This is a genomic window from Sorangium sp. So ce124 (assembly GCF_051525235.1).
Classification (GTDB): Bacteria; Myxococcota_A; Polyangia; order Polyangiales; family Polyangiaceae; genus Sorangium; species Sorangium atrum.
In genome coordinates, this window is record NZ_CP150312.1 from 12,167,828 (window position 1) to 12,183,187 (window position 15,360).

Sequence of the window (15,360 nt, forward strand, 5' to 3'; positions counted from 1 at the left end):
CTCGTGGACCGGGATCGATCGGCGATCCCCTGGCCCACGGAGCCGTGCTTCCACCACCTCTTCGAGGAGCAGGTCGCGCGGACGCCGGAGGCGATCGCCGCGCGGTGCGACGGCGAGGCGCTGAGCTACGCGCAGCTCAACGCGCAGGCCAACCGCGTCGCCCATGCGCTCTCGGCGCTGGGCGTGGGACAGGACGCCCGGGTGGGCCTACTCCTCGACCGCAGCCTCGAGTTCCTCACCGCCATGCTGGGCGCCTTCAAGGCCGGGGCCGCCTACGTCCCGCTCGATCCGGCGCTGCCGCTCCAGCGGCTGGAGCAGATGGCGGACCGGAGCGGCTGCGCGGTGCTCGTCACCACGCCGCGCCACGAGGCGCTGGCGCGCCGGCTCGGCCACGATGGCCGGGCGGTCCGCCGCCTGGAGGAGCTGCTCGCCGCCGCCTGCTCCGAGGGCGACCCGCCCCGGGCCGGCGCCCCGCGGAGCCTCTCGTATGTCATCTTCACATCCGGCTCCACCGGCGTGCCCAAGGGGGTCATGATCGAGCACACGGGGATGCTGAACCACCTGCGCGCGAAGGTGCATGACCTGCGCATCACCTCGCGCGACGTGGTCGCGCAGACGGCGACGCAGACCTTCGACGTCTCGGTATGGCAGTTCCTCGCCGCCCTCCTCGCCGGCGCGGAGACTGCCATCGTCACCGACGATGACGCCTGGGAGCCTGGGCGCCTGCTCCACCGGCTGGAGCGGGATGGGGTCACCGTCTTCGAGACCGTGCCTTCCCACCTCCGGCTGCTCCTGGAGGAGCTGGAGGCGCGCGGGGACGAGGTCGACCTCTCGGCGCTGCGCTGGCTGATGGTCACGGGCGAGGCGCTGCCGCCCGACCTGTGCGCGCGCTGGTTCCGCCTCTTCCCGCGCGTGCCGCTCATCAACGCGTACGGGCCCACCGAGTGCTCGGGCGACGTGACCCATTACACGCTGCAGGGGCCTCCCGCCCAGGCCTGGAAGGCCGTCCCGATCAGCGGCGCCTTGCCGAACCTGCGCATCTACATCCTCGACAGCCACCTCCAGCCGGTGCCGGCGGGGGTGGTGGGCGAGCTGTGCGTGGGCGGCATCGGCGTGGGCCGCGGATACATCGGCGAGCCAGACAAGACGGCCCGGGCGTTCGTCCCGGATCCGTTCTCCGCCACGCCGGGCGCGCGGCTCTACCGGACCGGCGACCGGGTGCGGCACCTGCCCGACGGCACGATCGAGTTCCTCGGCCGCGCCGATCACCAGGTGAAGATCCGCGGCGTCCGCATCGAGATCGGCGAGGTGGAGGCGGCCATCGCCTCTCACCCGGACGTGCGGGCGTGCGTGGTGGTGACGCGCGAGGATCGGCCGGGCGAAAAGCGCCTGGTCGCCTATGTCGTGCCGCGCGAGCCGCCGGGTCCGCCCGCGCGCGCGCTGGCTGCGTACCTGAAGGAGCGGCTCTCGGAGGTGATGGTGCCCTCGGCCATCGTCTCCATGCAGGAGCTCCCGCTGCTGCCGAGCGGCAAGCTCGATCGGAGGGCGCTGCCCGCCCCTGCCGCGTCCGACGGCGCGCCCTCGGCGGCCCCGCGCCACGAGGCGCCGCGCACCCCCACGGAGGCGGCGCTGGCCAGGATCTGGGCCGAGCTGCTCGGCGTGGAGCAGGTCGGCGTGCACGACAACTTCTTCGAGCTGGGCGGCCACTCGCTCGTTGCCATCCAGACCATCTCCCGCGCGCGCGCCGCGCTCGGCGTGGAGCTCTCGGTGCGCGCCCTGTTCGAGCACCCCACCGTGGCCGAGGTGTCCGCGCACCTCGCCTCCCGGGCGCCTGCGGCCGAGGGCTTCGCCGCGGCCCTCCGGCGCCTGCCGCCGGCCGATCACTACGAGCTCGCGCCCTACCAGCTCCCGGAGTGGTTCATGCACGAGCTGGCGCCGGAGAGCCCGTTCTACAACGTCGCCATCACCAACGCGGTGCTCACCGGGAATCTGGATGTCCAGGCGTTCCTCTCGGCCTGGCAGGCGCTGGTGGATCGACACGCCGTCTTCCGGACGAGCTTCGGCTACCTGGAGGGCCGGCCCGTGCAGCGCGTGCTCCCCCGGCGCGAGCTGCGGATTCAGGACTTCTACCTCGACTTCACCGGCGTCCCCCACGACCAGGTGGACGAGGAGATGCGCCGCGTCTCCAGCCACTACAGCGGCGTCCCGCTGGACTTCGAGGCCGGGCCGACGCTCATCAAGCTGGCGGAGTTCCCGGGGAAGCGGTTCTTGCTGCTGTTCTGCGTCCACCACATCCTCTGGGACGAGACTTCCACCATCAACATGGCGCTCGAGCTGAGCGAGCTTTACAACGCCACGCGCGCCGGCCGTCCCCCGCAGCTCCCCGAGCTGGAGCTCGATTACGTGGACTGGGCGCAGTGGATCCACGGCGCCGTGCGCGAGGGCCTCTTCGAGTCCCAGCGGCAGCACTGGATCAGGCGCTATGCCACCCTGCCGCCGGCGCTGGATCTACCGTTCGATCGCCCGCGCCCGGCGCTCCAGACCTTCAGCGGCATGACCGTCTCCCGCGTCATGTCCGAGCCGGTGAGCGTCCGGATGGATCGGTTCCTCCAGCAGCGCGGCCTCACCCTGAACATCTTCATGCTCGCCGTGCTCAGCCTCCAGATCCACCGGCTCACCGGCCAGTCGGATTTCGTGTTGGGCACGCCGATCGCGAACCGGAACGACAGGCGGCTCGAGAAGATGCTGGGCCTGTTCGCGACGGCCATCCCCATGCGCTGCACCATCGCGCCGGGGGCGTCGTTCGCAGAGCTCCTCGAGCGCACCCGGGACGAGGCCATCGCGGGGTACGACAACCACAACTATCCGATCATCCTGGCCATCCAGGAGCTGAACCCCGAGTTCGACCCCTCGCGCAACAGGCTGTTTTCGATCATGTTCGGGACCCAGAACAACAAGACCCGGCTGATGTCCGAGGTGAAGTTCGATGGGCTCACGCTCGAGTTTCTCCCGGACGACACGCTGAGCAAGGAGTTCGAGAGCTCGAAGTTCGATCTGACCATCATCATCGACCAGCTCGCAGCCCTGAAGGTGGTCCGGCTGAACTACAACTCGGATCTGTTCGATCGCTCGACCATCGAGCGGATGATGGACCAGATCTTCTCGCTCACGGAGCAGGTGCTGGCCGATCCCTCCCGGCCGCTCGCCGCCTACCGGATGCTCTCCCCGGCGGAGGAAGCGCGGCTGCTCGTGGACTTCAACGCCACCGCCGAGCCCTTCGACGCGGGCGCCACCCTCCACGAGCGCTTCTCCGCCCAGGCCAGGCTGACCCCGGAGGCGCCGGCCCTCGTCACCGAGGGCGGGGTGTGGAGCTACCGGGAGCTCGACGAGATCAGCAACCGGTGGGCCCGTGTCCTGCGCTCGCGGGGGGCAGGGCGCGAGGACCGGGTGGCGCTCCTCCTGGAGCCGTCTCCCGAGATGGTCACCGCGATGCTGGCCGTGCTGAAGGCGGGGGCGGCCTACGTGCCGCTCCACCCGGACTCCCCCGCGGGCCGGCACGCGGAGATCCTCCGGAGCTCCGGCGCGCGGATGCTGCTCACCTCGGGTGAGCTCTCGAAGGGCGTCGCGTTCGACGGCGAGATCGCGCGGATCGATGCGCTCTCGGCGGAGGTGCGCGCCGCCTCGGGAGATGCGCTGGACGGCGGCGCCGCCGCGGGGAACCTCGCTTACGTCATCTACACCTCCGGCACCACGGGCGCGCCCAAGGGCATCGAGATCGAGCACCGCGGCGTGATCAACCTGCTGGAGACCACCCAGCGTCGGTACGGGCTGGATGGCGGGGACACGGCGCTGTTCATCACCCCCTACAACTTCGACGCTTCGATCCTCGACGTCTTCTGGCCGCTCTCCGTCGGAGCCCGTGTGGTCGTGCCGCGCGCGGGAGACGAGAAGGATCCGGCGAGGATAGCGAGCTTGATCGAGGCGCACGGGGTGACCTTCCTCCAGTCCGTGCCGCTCATGCTTGAGGCGCTCGTGGAGGATCGGCTGCAGGGCCGGTCGCCCGCCCTGCCCTCGCTGCGCCGGGTGATCTGCGGCGGCGCCGCCATGCGCCGGCAGCTCCGGGATCGCGCCCTCCGCGCGTTCCCGCGGTGCGCGCTGGAGAACCACTATGGCCCCACCGAGGTCACGGTGGACGCCGCCCAGTTCGATTGCCGCAGCGACTTCGACGGCGATACTGTCCCGCTCGGCAGCCCGATCGGGAACGCCCGCCTCCACGTGCTGGACGCGGCGCTCCTGCCTGTGCCCATCGGGGTCACCGGAGAGATCTACGTGGCCTCTCCGGGTCTGGCCCGGTGCTACACCGGTGATCCGGCGCGGACGGCGGCGAGCTTCGTGCCCGACCCGTACTCCCCCGCGCCCGGAGCGCGGCTGTACCGGACCGGAGATCTGGGCAGGTACTCGGCCGGCGGGGTGGTCCATTTCCTCGGCCGGGTGGACCAGCAGGTGAAGGTCCGGGGCAACCGCGTGGAGCTCGGGGAGGTGGAGAGTCGGCTCAAGGAGCTCCCCCAGGTGGCGCGCTGCGCGGTCACCCACCTTCCCGGCAGCGGCGGGGAGGGCGCGCTCGCGGCCTGGGTGGAGCTCTGCGACGGGGGGGACGTGCTGCGCGGCGAGCGCGGCGCCTACCGCATCTTCACGCTGGCGCAGCGGCCGGAGCTTCGGCGGCAGATGGAGTCGTTGCACCTCGGCGCCTGGCCGGCGTACTTCGCGGGCGACTGCGCCCTGCGGACGTACTGGCCGCGCCTCCCGGGCGAGTTCCCCCGACACCAGTACGTCCTGCTCGACGAGGAGGACGCGGTGGTGGCGGCGGGCAATGCCATTCCCATCGCGTGGGACGGCACGGTGGAGGATTTGCCGCGCGGGTGGGACCACGGCCTGGAGAAGGGCTTCGTCGACGCCGAGCGCGGGGTCGTCCCGAACACGCTCTTCATCCTCACCGGCGTGGCCGCACCGGGGGCGCAGGGCCAGGGGTTGGCCACCCTCATCCTCCAGGCGTTCAAGCGGCTCGGGCGGGCGCTCGGGCTGACGCGGGTGCTCGTGGCGGTCCGGCCGACCGGCAAGACGGCGCACCCGGAGCTCACGTTCAGCGAGTATTGCCAGAGGCGGCGCGAGGACGGCCTGCCCTGCGACAACTGGCTGCGCAGCCACGAGCGGGTGGGCGGCCGCGTGCTGAAGGTGGACCTCACCTCCCAGCGCGTGCGGGCCCGCGTGTCGGACTGGGCGTGCTGGGCAGGGCGGCAGTTCACCGAGTCCGGCGAGTACCAGCTCGCGGACACCCTGCAGCCCGTGAGGATCAACGTCGAGGAGGATTACGGCGAGTACTACGACCCGAGCGTGTGGATGGAGCACCCGCCCGCCGAGGGCGCGTGGGAGCACGTGGACGCCCACGGCGTGCGGGAGTTTCTCAAGGCGAGTCTCCCGGAGTACATGATCCCCGCCCACATCCGCTTTCTCTCGCGGCTCCCGCTCGCGTCGAGCGGCAAGGTGGACGGCGCGGCCCTGCGCGCGCTCGGGGAGAGCCTCGAGACGCCGAGGAGCTCGGCGCCGCCCAGGACGCCGATCCAGGTGCAGCTCGCGGAGATCTGGAAGGAGATCCTCGAGGTGGAGCGCGTGGGCATCGGGGACGACTTCTTCGAGCTCGGCGGTCACTCGATCCTGGCGGTGCGCATGTTGGCGCGGATCAACGAGGTGTTCTCGGCGCGCCTCGGCCTGCGAGACCTGTTCTTGCAGCGCACGATCCAGGGCCTGGAGCCGCTGCTCCGGGCGCCGGACGGCGGCGAGCATCCGGGGGAGCGCGCGTGAGCGCGCGGTCCGGCGCGCGGACCTTCGTCCTCCTCTGGACCGGGCGCATGATCTCCATGCTGGGCTCGGAGCTCACCGCGTTCGCGCTGGGGATCTGGGTGTACCAGCGGACGGGCTCGGTGACCCTGTTCGCGCTGATGGCGTTGTTCTCCGTGGCGCCGGGCGCCGTGCTCCTGCCGGTGCTCGGCGCCGTGGCGGACCGGTGGGATCGCCGCCGGGCGATGATCCTGGCCGACGCGGTGGGGGCGCTGGCCGTCGGCGCGCTGTTCCTCGTGATGGCGGGCGATAAGGCCGAGATCTGGCATCTCTACCTGGCGGGCGCGATCAACTCGGTGGCCAGGGGGCTGCACTTGCCTGCGTATGTGGGCTCGCTGCCGCTCCTTCTGCCCAAGCAGGAGCTGCCTCGGGCCAGCGCGATCGCCCAGCTCGGACCCGTGGTGGCGCAGATCGGGGGGCGGGCCCTCGGCGGTCTCCTTGTGGCGTGGCTCGGTGTGCCCGGGGTGCTGCTCGTCGACGTGCTGAGCTTCCTCGCAGACGCGCTCGTGCAGCTCGCGGTCCGACTGCCGCGGCCAGCCTCTTCCGTCTCGGCGGAGCGGCCGCGCACGGCGCGCGAGGAGGTCTCGTTCGGGCTGCTCTACATCCTGGCCCGGCCCGGGCTGCGCGGCCTGCTCCTGATGAGCGTCGCCGTCGATCTGGCGCTGGGACTGATCACGGTGCTGCTCCCGCCCTTCCTCCTGCGGATCGCCTCGACCGCCGCCCTCGGCATGGTCCAGTCGCTCGCCGGGCTGGGGATGCTGATCGGGGGCCTGCTCGCGAGCGCGTGGCGCGGTTTTCGACGCAAGGTGCACGGCGTCGTGCTGTTCAGCGCGCTGTTCGGGCTGAGCTTGGCCCTGTCCGGGCTGCGGCCCTCCACCGTGCTCATCGCGATCGGCAGCTGCGCCACCATGTTCTGGGTACCGCTCTTCAACGCGAGCGCTCAGGCGATCTGGGTGGCGAAGGTGCCGCCCGACATCCAGGGCCGGGTGTTCGCTGCGCGGTGGATGATCGGCTGGTCATCCTTCCCCATCGCCTTCGCCGTCGCGGGGCCGCTGGCCGAGGGCGTGTTCGAGCCGCTGGTCGCGGCGGGCGGCCCGCTGAGCGCGACGGTCGGGCGACTCATCGGGACGGGGCCTGGTCGCGGCGTGGCGCTCCTGGCCATCGTGATGGGGCTGGTCTCCGCGCTGGTCGCGCTGGCCGGCCTCTTTTGCCCGCGCCTCCTTCGGGTCGAGGACGAGCTGCCGGACGCCATCCCCGACGAGCCGGCCCTGCCCGGGCTCGAGCGGGCAGAGCGGGCCTGCGCGCAGGCGCTCACGGGTTGAGCGGGCGGAAGGCGCCCGCGCCGCTGGTGTCATCTTCAACGATCTCACGCGAGAGTCAGGAGAGGAGTCTTTCAATGTTCGAGAACGTGCCGAGGGTCGATTCCCTCAGTTACGACGCCTTCATCTCGGAGTACGCCGTCAAGGGGAGGCCGGTGATCGTCACGGACCTCTTCGCTGGCGAGCCGATTCGCGAGCTCGATACGCTCGAGTCGGCGCGCGCAGCGCTCGGCAGGACCAGGGTATGTGTGCATAACGGATACGAGCATTATTTCACGCTCGCGATGGAGTTGCTGTTCGGCCGCCCGCGGCCGGGCTCGCTCCTCGAACGCAGGCCGAGCACGGTCGACGAGTACCTGCGGGGGGTGGAGCGCCGCCCTGAGAGCCGCGAGATCGCCTCGGAGGTGCCGGAGGACATGGTGCCCGAGCTCTGCGCCCTGTACCGGGTGCCGCCGTACTGCCTGAACGAGGCGGGCGAGCGCGACGATTACGTGTCCGAGCTGTGGCTCGGAAATGCGGGCAATCACTCGCACCTCCATTACGACGCCGATCAGAGGCACGTGCTCCAGTACCAGATCTTCGGCGCCAAGCGGGCCATCCTCATCCCTCCGTCCGAGGGCACCAAGCTGGGGCCGATCAGCAACAACTGCGTGGTCAGCCCGGAGGGGGTGCCCGACGCGGACAGGGACGAATTCGTCCGGTTCACCGGCGGTTACCAGTGCATGCTGCGCGCGGGCGAGGCACTCCTGATACCGGCGCTCATGTGGCACTACTTCGAGTACGTCGAGACCAGCATGGCCCTGACGATGCGGTTCCGTCGCAACCGCTACGCCAGGTTCTTCGGCGACCGCCTCCATTTCGACTATCGCCTGCAAGCCATCGCATGGCGCTTCCTCGACGAGCGCGCGATCACGCCGGAGCTGGAGGGGGCGTTCGCCGAGGTCGAGCAGGCATACTGGCGCCCATCGGTCAGCCCGATCGAGAAGGGCGAGGAGCTCCAGCAGGTATTCGATCGGCTGTACGAGCGGCTCTGCGCGCCCGCGTCGCCCGGCACGTACTCGCGGCCTTTCCTGGAGGTGGTGCGCCGGTCGGTGCGCCATCTGGAGACCGAGGGAAGAAAGCTCTACCGCAGCTCGACCGAAGAGGACGCGCACCGCGGCGGGGCGGCCACGCTGCGAGCGGGCGAGGCGCTGCAATCTCGCTCATGCGAGAGCGCGGTTGACGCTCGGCAGGAGATGCGATAAATGGACTGGTGATATCACTCCGGAGCAGCCATGTGGCGAAGTGGCGGAGCGAGGGTGAGTCAAGACGAGCGAGCGCCGGCGAGAACCGGCGACAACGAGCGATGAAGCGCCATCCGGCTTTCGGGCTCCCGAGCGGAGCGCGCCGGACGACGAAGCGCCCGGCGCTGCCTTCTGCGCTCATCGCGGTACCCCATCGGATACGACGAGGACGAGCCATGCAAACGAGCCAAACGAGCCAAACGAGCGGTGATGATCGGATCTACAAGGTCGTGATGAATGATGAGGAGCAGTACTCGGTCTGGGCGTCGGACCGGGAGAACGCCCTCGGCTGGAGGGATGCCGGGAAGACGGGCACCCTGGACGAGTGCCTCGCCTACATCAAGGAGGTCTGGACGGACATGCGCCCGCTGAGCCTCCGGAGGCAGATGGCGGGCCTTTCTTGAGGCGGTTCGAGGCCGGGCGACGCTCACAGGAGCATGTCGCTGCGGGCGGCTCGCGCCACGAGCTGGAGGCTCGTGGCGTCGGGCGGCCGTGCCTCGTGTCGCTTGTCTTGGTCTGCCGTCATTGGTTTGCGATCCGCTCGCGGTCGTGTTGAGGTGGTTGAGGTGGCAATGGCCAATCCGATCCCGTCTGGTTTTTCGGTCATCAGCGGGCGCACCGTCCGCGAGATCGTCTTCGGCGACATTGGCGCATGCATGGACGTCGTCCGCGCGGCATACCTGTCGCACGGCGCTCGCGACTCCGTGAATCCCAACAGCTATTTCCTGCGCTTCCCCGAGCGGCCGACGGCGCGAATCATCGCGCTCCCGGCCTACCTCGGCGGCTCGTTCGACGTCGCCGGCATCAAGTGGATCGCGAGCTATCCCGAGAACATCACGAAGGGGATCCCCCGCGCCTCGGCGGTCCTGATCCTCAACGACCACGAGACGGGGTATCCGTTCGCGTGCCTCGAGGCGTCGATCATCTCGGCCGCGCGCACGGCGGCGTCGGCCGTCCTCGCGGCGCGCGCGTTGTCCGGCGGGCGGGCGCCGTGCCGGACGCTCGGGCTCGTCGGCAACGGTCTCATCGCGCGGTACATCTACGAGTTCTTCGCGAGGACGGGCTGGTCGTTCCCGCGCGTGTACCTCCATGACATCGTCCCCGCGGAGGCCGCGCGCTTCCGGCAGGCGCTCTCGCTCGACGCGCGCCACGAGGTCGTCGTCAGCGAGAGCGTCGAGAGCCTTGTCGCTGCGAGCGACGTGATCGTCTTCGCGACCGTCGCAGGCGAGCCGTACGTCCACGATCCCGGCTGGTTCGCGCACGCGCCGATCGTGCTGAACGTCTCTCTCCGCGACCTGTCGCCGGACGTCTTGCTCGCGGCGTCGAACGTCGTCGACGATGTGGCCCATGTCCTCAACGCGAGCACCTCCCCGCACCTGACGGAGCAGCGCGTCGGGCATCGCGGCTTCATCGACGGCACGATCCCGGATCTGCTGGCCGGCAAGCTGCGGATCGCGCCCGACCGCCCCGTGATCGTCTCGCCGTTCGGGCTCGGCGTGCTCGATCTGGCCGTCGGAAAGTGGGTTTATGAGGCGGCCAAGCAGCGCGGCGACGTGACGATCGTTCCGGATTTCTTTGGGGATCTGACCCGTTGAGCGGCGGGCGGGCGACGAGCGGCCGCAAGCTGGCAAGCCTCACTCTGTGGCAATTGCCCCCGAGGCCCGGGCGAGATGGAGCGCCTCTGTGGCTGGCGAGCAGCGCCCCTGCCGCTGCGCCGCTCATGTGCCGGAGCGGGCGGGCAGGCAGAAGGGGCGGCCCAGAACGCCGAAAGCCCGGCGACCCACGGGTCCCGGGCTCTCAACCACCTGTGCCAGCCGTTGTCCCGGCTGTCCCAGCCAGCCTCTCGGGCTGGCTGGATTCCTCGATCGTCTCGGGTGGGCCATGAAGGACTTGAACCTTCAGCCAATGGATTAAGAGTCCACTGCTCTACCAATTGAGCTAATGGCCCGAGTGAATTGTCAAACCGACTGAACCTGAAACGGCTCCCGGGATCTCGCCGGAACGCTTGAGTCGCCCGTTGAGCCCGGCACGCCCGGCCTGATTCGAACAGGCGACTTTCGGATTCGAAGTCCGACGCTCTATCCAGCTGAGCTACGGGCGCTCCTGCGCGCCCCTCGGCGGGGCTCGCGGAACGCTTCTAACCGCACCGGCGGCGATATGTCAAGACGTTGTAGCGACATGATGCGCAATTTTTAGGCCGCCACCGTCGCCGAGCCCGGACGGACGCGCCCGCCAGGTACACCCCCGAGACCCCGTCGGTTGGCAGCGCGCACCCTCCACAGGCACCGGCAGCGGCCAGCGGAACGCCGTCGGAGGGGGCGCGCCTGGCCCGGCACGGCGGCGTTTGGCCCGACGCGGCTGCGCCTGGCCCGAGGGGACTGCGAAAGAAGTTCTCCATCCGCGGCGCCGCAGGGTAGGGTCCTGCCCGTCATGCCGCTGCTCCGCCCGCTTTCTCGGCGTTTCCTCGCCTCCCCAGGCCCCGTCGCCGCCCTCCTGCTCGCCCTCTCGCTCGCTGCGCCGGCCCAGGGCGCTCCCTCGACCCCCACGGGCGCGCAGCCGGCCGCGGCCGAGCGGCAGCCGGGCAAGAGCCCGCAGAACAGGCGCCGCGCCGCGCGGCGGAGCTCGGCCGACGGCGAAGGTGAGGCGCGGGCGGCGCGCAGCAGCCGATCCAAGGAGAAGGCCCAGGAACGGGCCAGCAAGAAGCGCGCGGCGAAGCGGGACGACACCTCCCGCGCGGAACGCGACGGCACCGCCGCCGACGCCGACGAGCGGAAGCCGCTGTCGAAGGGCGCTCCCAACCGCGGGCGGCTGACCGGCGCCGTGCGGCTCCGATCGTCGAGACACCTCAAGGCGCGCGAGGGCGCCAGGACGTGGGGGCTGCCCGTGCTCGTGAAGACCCTGCGGCGCGCCGCCTTCCAGGTGGCCAAGAAGCACGGCGACTCGGCGCTGCTCGTCGGCGATCTCTCCGCCAGGACGGGCGGCGCGCTCGACGGGCACAACTCCCACCAGACGGGGCGCGACGCCGACGTCGGGTTCTACGTCGTCAACTCGAAGGGCAAGACCCTCCGCATGGATCGGTTCGTGGCGTTCGACGACGAGGGCAACGCCATCGGCCTCCCCGGCGCGCGGTTCGACGACGCGCGCAACTGGGCGCTCGTCCAGGCGCTGCTCGAGGACCGGCAGGCAGGCGTCAAGTACCTGTTCGTGACCGACGCGCTGCGGGCGCGGCTGCTCGCGCACGCTGCGAAGAAGCGCGTCCCGGCAGACCTCCGGGCCCGGGCCGCGGCCGCGATGATGAGCCCCAGGGACGCCGACCTGCACAACGACCACTTCCACATCCGCGTGATGTGCCCTCCGTCGATGCGCGGCGCCTGCATCGAGGAGTCGCTGGCCCGCCCCGCGTGCGCCACCGATGAAGCGAAGCAGGCGCTCGACTCCGCGGCGCCCGCGGCGACGGATGCGGACATCTACGGCGTGCCTTCCACGGCCGCGCCGGCGGTGGCCGACGGAGCGCGCGCCACGGCCGCACCGGCGAGTGCCGACGGAGCGCGCGCCACGGCCGCACCGGCGGCCGCGACCGCGCCGCCCGCCGCGGCCTCAGGCGCTCGCCCGACCGCCGCGCCCCGCTGACGTCCGCCCTCGCTCAGGCCGCCGGCGCGGCCCCTTGCGGCGCGGCGCCGTCCGCGAGCTCCACCACGACCGGCGCGTGATCGGAGGGGCGCTGGAGCTCCCGCGGGCGCGTGTCGATCGACACATCGGTGCAGCGCGCGGCGAGCGGGCGCGTCACCAGCGCCAGATCGATGCGGAGGCCCTTGTTGCGCCTGAACGCGCCCATCCGGTAATCCCACCAGCTGTACGCCTCCTTGGCGGGGTGGCAGGCGCGGAACGCGTCCACGAGCCCCCACTCCATCAGGCGCCCCAGCGCGGCCCGCTCGTCCGGATGGAAGAGCACCTGCCCCTCCCACTTCTTCGGCTCGGCGACGTCGATCGCCTCGGGCGCCACGTTGAAATCGCCGCAGATCACGATCTCCTGATCCGGACGGTAGCGCGCCCCGAGCTCGCTCCGCAGCCGCTCCAGCCACGCGAGCTTGTAGGCGAAGGCCGGCGTGCCCACCGCCTGGCCGTTGGGCACGTAGACGTTGATGACCCGGATCCCCTCGATCGTCGCCGCCAGCATCCGCCGGGCGACGTCCTGCTCGTCGCCGTCGAGGCCCTTCTTCACGTCGTCGACCGAGAGGCCGAAGCGCGTGGCGATCGCGACCCCGTTGTAGGACTTCTGGCCGAAGATGACCGAGCGATAGCCCACCTCGGAGAGCGCGGCCTCGGGGAAGCTGCCGTCCTCGACCTTCGTCTCCTGCATGCAAACGACGTCGGGCGCGGCGCGGACCAGCCAGCTCGTGAGCTGCTCGAGCCGCGTGCGGATGGAGTTCACGTTCCAGGACGCGATGCGCATAGGTCCTCCGGGCGATAGCGGATGAAGAGCCGGGCGGAAAGCCCGCTCCAGGGGCGCGCGCGCGGTTCACGGCTCCCGGTCACAAGGCCGCCCGGATCACGTCGAAGAGTCCCTCCGGATCGTCGACGTGGAGCCAGTGGCCGGCGCGCGGGAGGACGTGGACCGAGAGCCAGGGCGCGCGCGCCGCGAGCGCCTCGAAGCGGTCGCGCGAGGCCGGCGAGATCGACGCGGATCTGCCGCCGAGGACGACGTGGATGCGCCGCTCCTCCACGCCTGGGCCGGCCGGCGCCGGCGGGTCCTCGAGGACGTGCCACAGATCGCGGGCAAAATAGTCGGTGAGCAGCTCGTTGAGGATGTCGAGGTCGAGCCGGATGCGGAAGCCGTCGCCCTCGCGGCGGACGTTCATCGCCAGCCAGTCCGCGATGCCGCGGCTGAACCCGGCGGCGTGCACCGCCTCGAGGAACGCCTCGCGCGACGGGATCGGCTGCGGGATCGCGCGGAGCATCGCGAGCACGCCGGGGCTCTCCGATCCGCTCTCGCCGGCGGGCCTCGCGCTCGGATCGGCGTCGAGGATGAAGCCGCGCTCGATCCCCGTCGGCCGGCGCTCGAGGTAGGCGAGCGCCACCTTGCCGCCGAACGAATGGCCCATCACGCCGCGGATATCGAGGCCGAGGCGGTCGCCCAGCCGGAGCAGATCCTCCGCGGCCGCCGCGATGGTGTGCGGCGCAGGCGGGCTCTGCGACATGCCGTGGGCCCGCAGGTCGACAAGGATGAAGCCCCACGGCCGGGCGGCGGCAGGAGGCGCGCCCTCGACGGCTTGCGCCTCGGCGAGGCGTCGGATGAAGGTGCGCCAGTTGGCGCCCGAGCCGAAGATGCCGTGCAGCACGAGCATCCAGCGGGCAGGCGCCGCGGAGGGGGCGGAGACGAGGGCATGGTGGGGCACGAAGCCGGCGTGTGCGTTCATGGCTCTCCGGACCGCGCGAGCGCGCGGCCTGCGCCTAGCGCTAGCATGGACCCATGGCCAAGAAGCCCCCCATCGCGCCGCCGAGCGCGGGCGCCACCGAAGACGAGGGCATCCAGCCGGCGAAGAAGCCCGAGCAGTTTCACGGCTCGGCGCTCGCCGGGGCCAGCTTCGACGACGTCGACCTTCGCAGCGCGCGCCTGCATGACGTCTCGCTCGCGGAGGCCGAGCTCGACGACGTCTCTCTCGCCCGCGCGCGCCTGCACAATGTCTCCCTCGCGGAGGCCGAGCTCGACGACGTCGACCTTCGCGACGCGCGCCTGCACAACGCGACCCTCGCCGGCGCCTCGCTCGACGACATCTCGCTCGCCGGCGCGCGCATCGACAACGCCGACGCCGCCGAGAGCCGCTGGTCCGACGCGAGCCTGCGCCGCGCTCGCTTCGAGGGGTCGGACCTCCGCGACGTCGAGATCGTCGGCTGCGCGATCGAGGGGCTCACCATCGACGGCGTGCGGATCGATCGCCTGCTCGAGGAGGCGAAGGATCGATCACGCGCGAGCCAGGCCCCAAAGGCCACCGAGAAGGAAGCGCCGCCGAAGAAGCCGAAAAAGGAGCGAAGACCGTAGCGTCCCACCCGCGGAACGAGCGGGCAGCGCCCCGCGCGACCGCGGGCGGTTACGCCTCGATGAGCCCGGTGCGGACCGCGATGCGGGTCAGCTCGACCGCGCTCTTGCACCCGAGCTTCGCGTAGATGCGCACGCGATGGGTCTCCACCGTCTTCGGGCTGATCGTCAGCCGCGCGGCCGTCTCGCGCGTCGACACGCCGGCCGCGAGCAGCCGCAGGACCTGGCGCTCGCGCGGCGTCAGCGCGTCGAGGCCGCCGGAGCCCTCGCTCGCCGGCTTGCGCATCGCGCGCACCACGGCCCCCGCGATGCTCGACGACAGCGGCGCTCCACCGGTCGCGATCCGGCGGATGCCCTCGATGACCTCCTCGAGCTTCGAGGTCTTCACGAGATACCCCTGCGCCCCCGCTCGGAGCGCCTCGGCGACGCGGAACTCGTCGTCATACCCGCTCAACACGAGGAGCTTCGCCTGAGGCAGCTGCGCTCTCAGCGCCCCGAGGAGCTCGATGCCGTCCCGGTCGGGGATGTTGAGATCGACGAGCACGACGTCCGGCTTGCAGCTCGCCGTCTCGCGCAGGGCATCGGCCGCCGTCCCAGCCTGGCCCACGACGACCATGTCGGGCTCGTCCGAGAGCGCTCGAGCGAAGCCTTCGCGAACGACGGGGTGATCGTCGATCAGATAGATGTGCAGCTTGCTAGCAGGGGTTTCCGCCATGATGACCACAGGGGGATTGGAGTGTCCTTCAGACCACAATTCGATACCCGTGAGCAGTTCAAGTCAAGCTGCTCGGGTCGTCCTGGGAGGAACCTTACAGGGGTATCAGGT

10 protein-coding genes and 2 tRNA genes are annotated in these 15,360 nt (G+C 71.0%); 7 read left to right on the forward strand and 5 right to left on the reverse strand.

What is annotated here, in order from left to right; genetic code table 11:
- Positions 1–3 precede the first annotated feature (3 nt).
- The 5 genes from WMF19_RS45665 to sbnB all read left to right on the forward strand — a co-directional run bounded on the left by WMF19_RS45665 (position 4) and on the right by sbnB (position 10,092).
- Positions 4–5,859 carry an amino acid adenylation domain-containing protein gene (locus WMF19_RS45665; RefSeq protein WP_437901751.1) on the forward strand — a complete coding sequence of 1,952 codons (5,856 nt, stop codon included), beginning with the start codon at positions 4–6 and terminating at the stop codon, positions 5,857–5,859.
- Positions 5,856–7,217: an MFS transporter gene (locus tag WMF19_RS45670; RefSeq protein WP_437896086.1), complete on the forward strand. Its 1,362-nt coding sequence runs from the start codon at positions 5,856–5,858 to the stop codon at positions 7,215–7,217. The genes WMF19_RS45665 and WMF19_RS45670 overlap by 4 nt, the downstream gene beginning before the upstream one ends.
- Positions 7,218–7,291: 74 nt before the next feature.
- Positions 7,292–8,458 carry a cupin-like domain-containing protein gene (locus WMF19_RS45675; RefSeq protein ID WP_437896087.1) on the forward strand — a complete coding sequence of 389 codons (1,167 nt, stop codon included), beginning with the start codon at positions 7,292–7,294 and terminating at the stop codon, positions 8,456–8,458.
- A gap of 215 nt (positions 8,459–8,673) precedes the next feature.
- On the forward strand, positions 8,674–8,901 hold the full coding sequence (locus tag WMF19_RS45680; RefSeq protein ID WP_437896088.1) for an MbtH family protein: 228 nt from the start codon (positions 8,674–8,676) through the stop codon (positions 8,899–8,901).
- 168 nt (positions 8,902–9,069) lie between these two features.
- Complete coding sequence (gene sbnB / locus WMF19_RS45685; RefSeq protein WP_437896089.1) at positions 9,070–10,092, forward strand: 2,3-diaminopropionate biosynthesis protein SbnB; 1,023 nt, start codon at positions 9,070–9,072, stop codon at positions 10,090–10,092.
- Between the two features lie 280 nt (positions 10,093–10,372).
- Here sbnB and WMF19_RS45690 read toward each other — a convergent pair.
- Both WMF19_RS45690 and WMF19_RS45695 read right to left on the reverse strand, forming a co-directional pair.
- Positions 10,373–10,445, reverse strand: a tRNA-Lys gene (locus WMF19_RS45690).
- Between the two features lie 79 nt (positions 10,446–10,524).
- Positions 10,525–10,598: transfer RNA gene (locus tag WMF19_RS45695), tRNA-Arg, on the reverse strand.
- A gap of 329 nt (positions 10,599–10,927) precedes the next feature.
- On the opposite strand from WMF19_RS45695, the gene WMF19_RS45700 reads away from it, so the two are divergent.
- Positions 10,928–12,127 (forward strand): penicillin-insensitive murein endopeptidase, encoded by a 1,200-nt coding sequence (locus WMF19_RS45700; RefSeq protein WP_437896090.1) that lies wholly within the window; start codon positions 10,928–10,930, stop codon positions 12,125–12,127.
- 13 nt (positions 12,128–12,140) lie between these two features.
- Here the strand turns inward: WMF19_RS45700 and xth are convergent, their stop codons facing one another.
- Positions 12,141–12,950, reverse strand: a complete 810-nt coding sequence (gene xth, locus WMF19_RS45705) for an exodeoxyribonuclease III (protein WP_437896091.1) — start codon at positions 12,948–12,950, stop codon at positions 12,141–12,143.
- Positions 12,951–13,029: 79 nt separating this feature from the next.
- Positions 13,030–13,914 (reverse strand): alpha/beta fold hydrolase, encoded by an 885-nt coding sequence (locus tag WMF19_RS45710; protein ID WP_437896092.1) that lies wholly within the window; start codon positions 13,912–13,914, stop codon positions 13,030–13,032.
- A gap of 53 nt (positions 13,915–13,967) precedes the next feature.
- Between WMF19_RS45710 and WMF19_RS45715 the strand changes: the two genes are divergently transcribed.
- Positions 13,968–14,537: a pentapeptide repeat-containing protein gene (locus WMF19_RS45715; RefSeq protein WP_437896093.1), complete on the forward strand. Its 570-nt coding sequence runs from the start codon at positions 13,968–13,970 to the stop codon at positions 14,535–14,537.
- A 49-nt stretch (positions 14,538–14,586) separates the two neighbouring features.
- On the opposite strand, the gene WMF19_RS45720 is transcribed toward WMF19_RS45715, so the two are convergent.
- The gene (locus WMF19_RS45720; RefSeq protein ID WP_044970202.1) at positions 14,587–15,249 is read right to left on the reverse strand and encodes a response regulator; all 663 of its coding nucleotides are present in this window, start codon (positions 15,247–15,249) and stop codon (positions 14,587–14,589) included.
- Positions 15,250–15,360: the final 111 nt, after the last annotated feature.

What these genes read in the sequence shown, in the direction of transcription:
- WMF19_RS45675 (WP_437896087.1), top strand. Translation starts at nt 7,292, where the DNA reads ATGTTCGAGAACGTGCCGAGGGTCGATTCCCTCAGTTACGACGCCTTC.
- WMF19_RS45680 (WP_437896088.1), top strand. Translation starts at nt 8,674, where the DNA reads ATGCAAACGAGCCAAACGAGCCAAACGAGCGGTGATGATCGGATCTAC.
- sbnB (WP_437896089.1), top strand. Translation starts at nt 9,070, where the DNA reads ATGGCCAATCCGATCCCGTCTGGTTTTTCGGTCATCAGCGGGCGCACC.
- WMF19_RS45700 (WP_437896090.1), top strand. Translation starts at nt 10,928, where the DNA reads ATGCCGCTGCTCCGCCCGCTTTCTCGGCGTTTCCTCGCCTCCCCAGGC.
- xth (WP_437896091.1), bottom strand. Translation starts at nt 12,950, where the DNA reads ATGCGCATCGCGTCCTGGAACGTGAACTCCATCCGCACGCGGCTCGAG.
- WMF19_RS45710 (WP_437896092.1), bottom strand. Translation starts at nt 13,914, where the DNA reads ATGAACGCACACGCCGGCTTCGTGCCCCACCATGCCCTCGTCTCCGCC.
- WMF19_RS45715 (WP_437896093.1), top strand. Translation starts at nt 13,968, where the DNA reads ATGGCCAAGAAGCCCCCCATCGCGCCGCCGAGCGCGGGCGCCACCGAA.
- WMF19_RS45720 (WP_044970202.1), bottom strand. Translation starts at nt 15,249, where the DNA reads ATGGCGGAAACCCCTGCTAGCAAGCTGCACATCTATCTGATCGACGAT.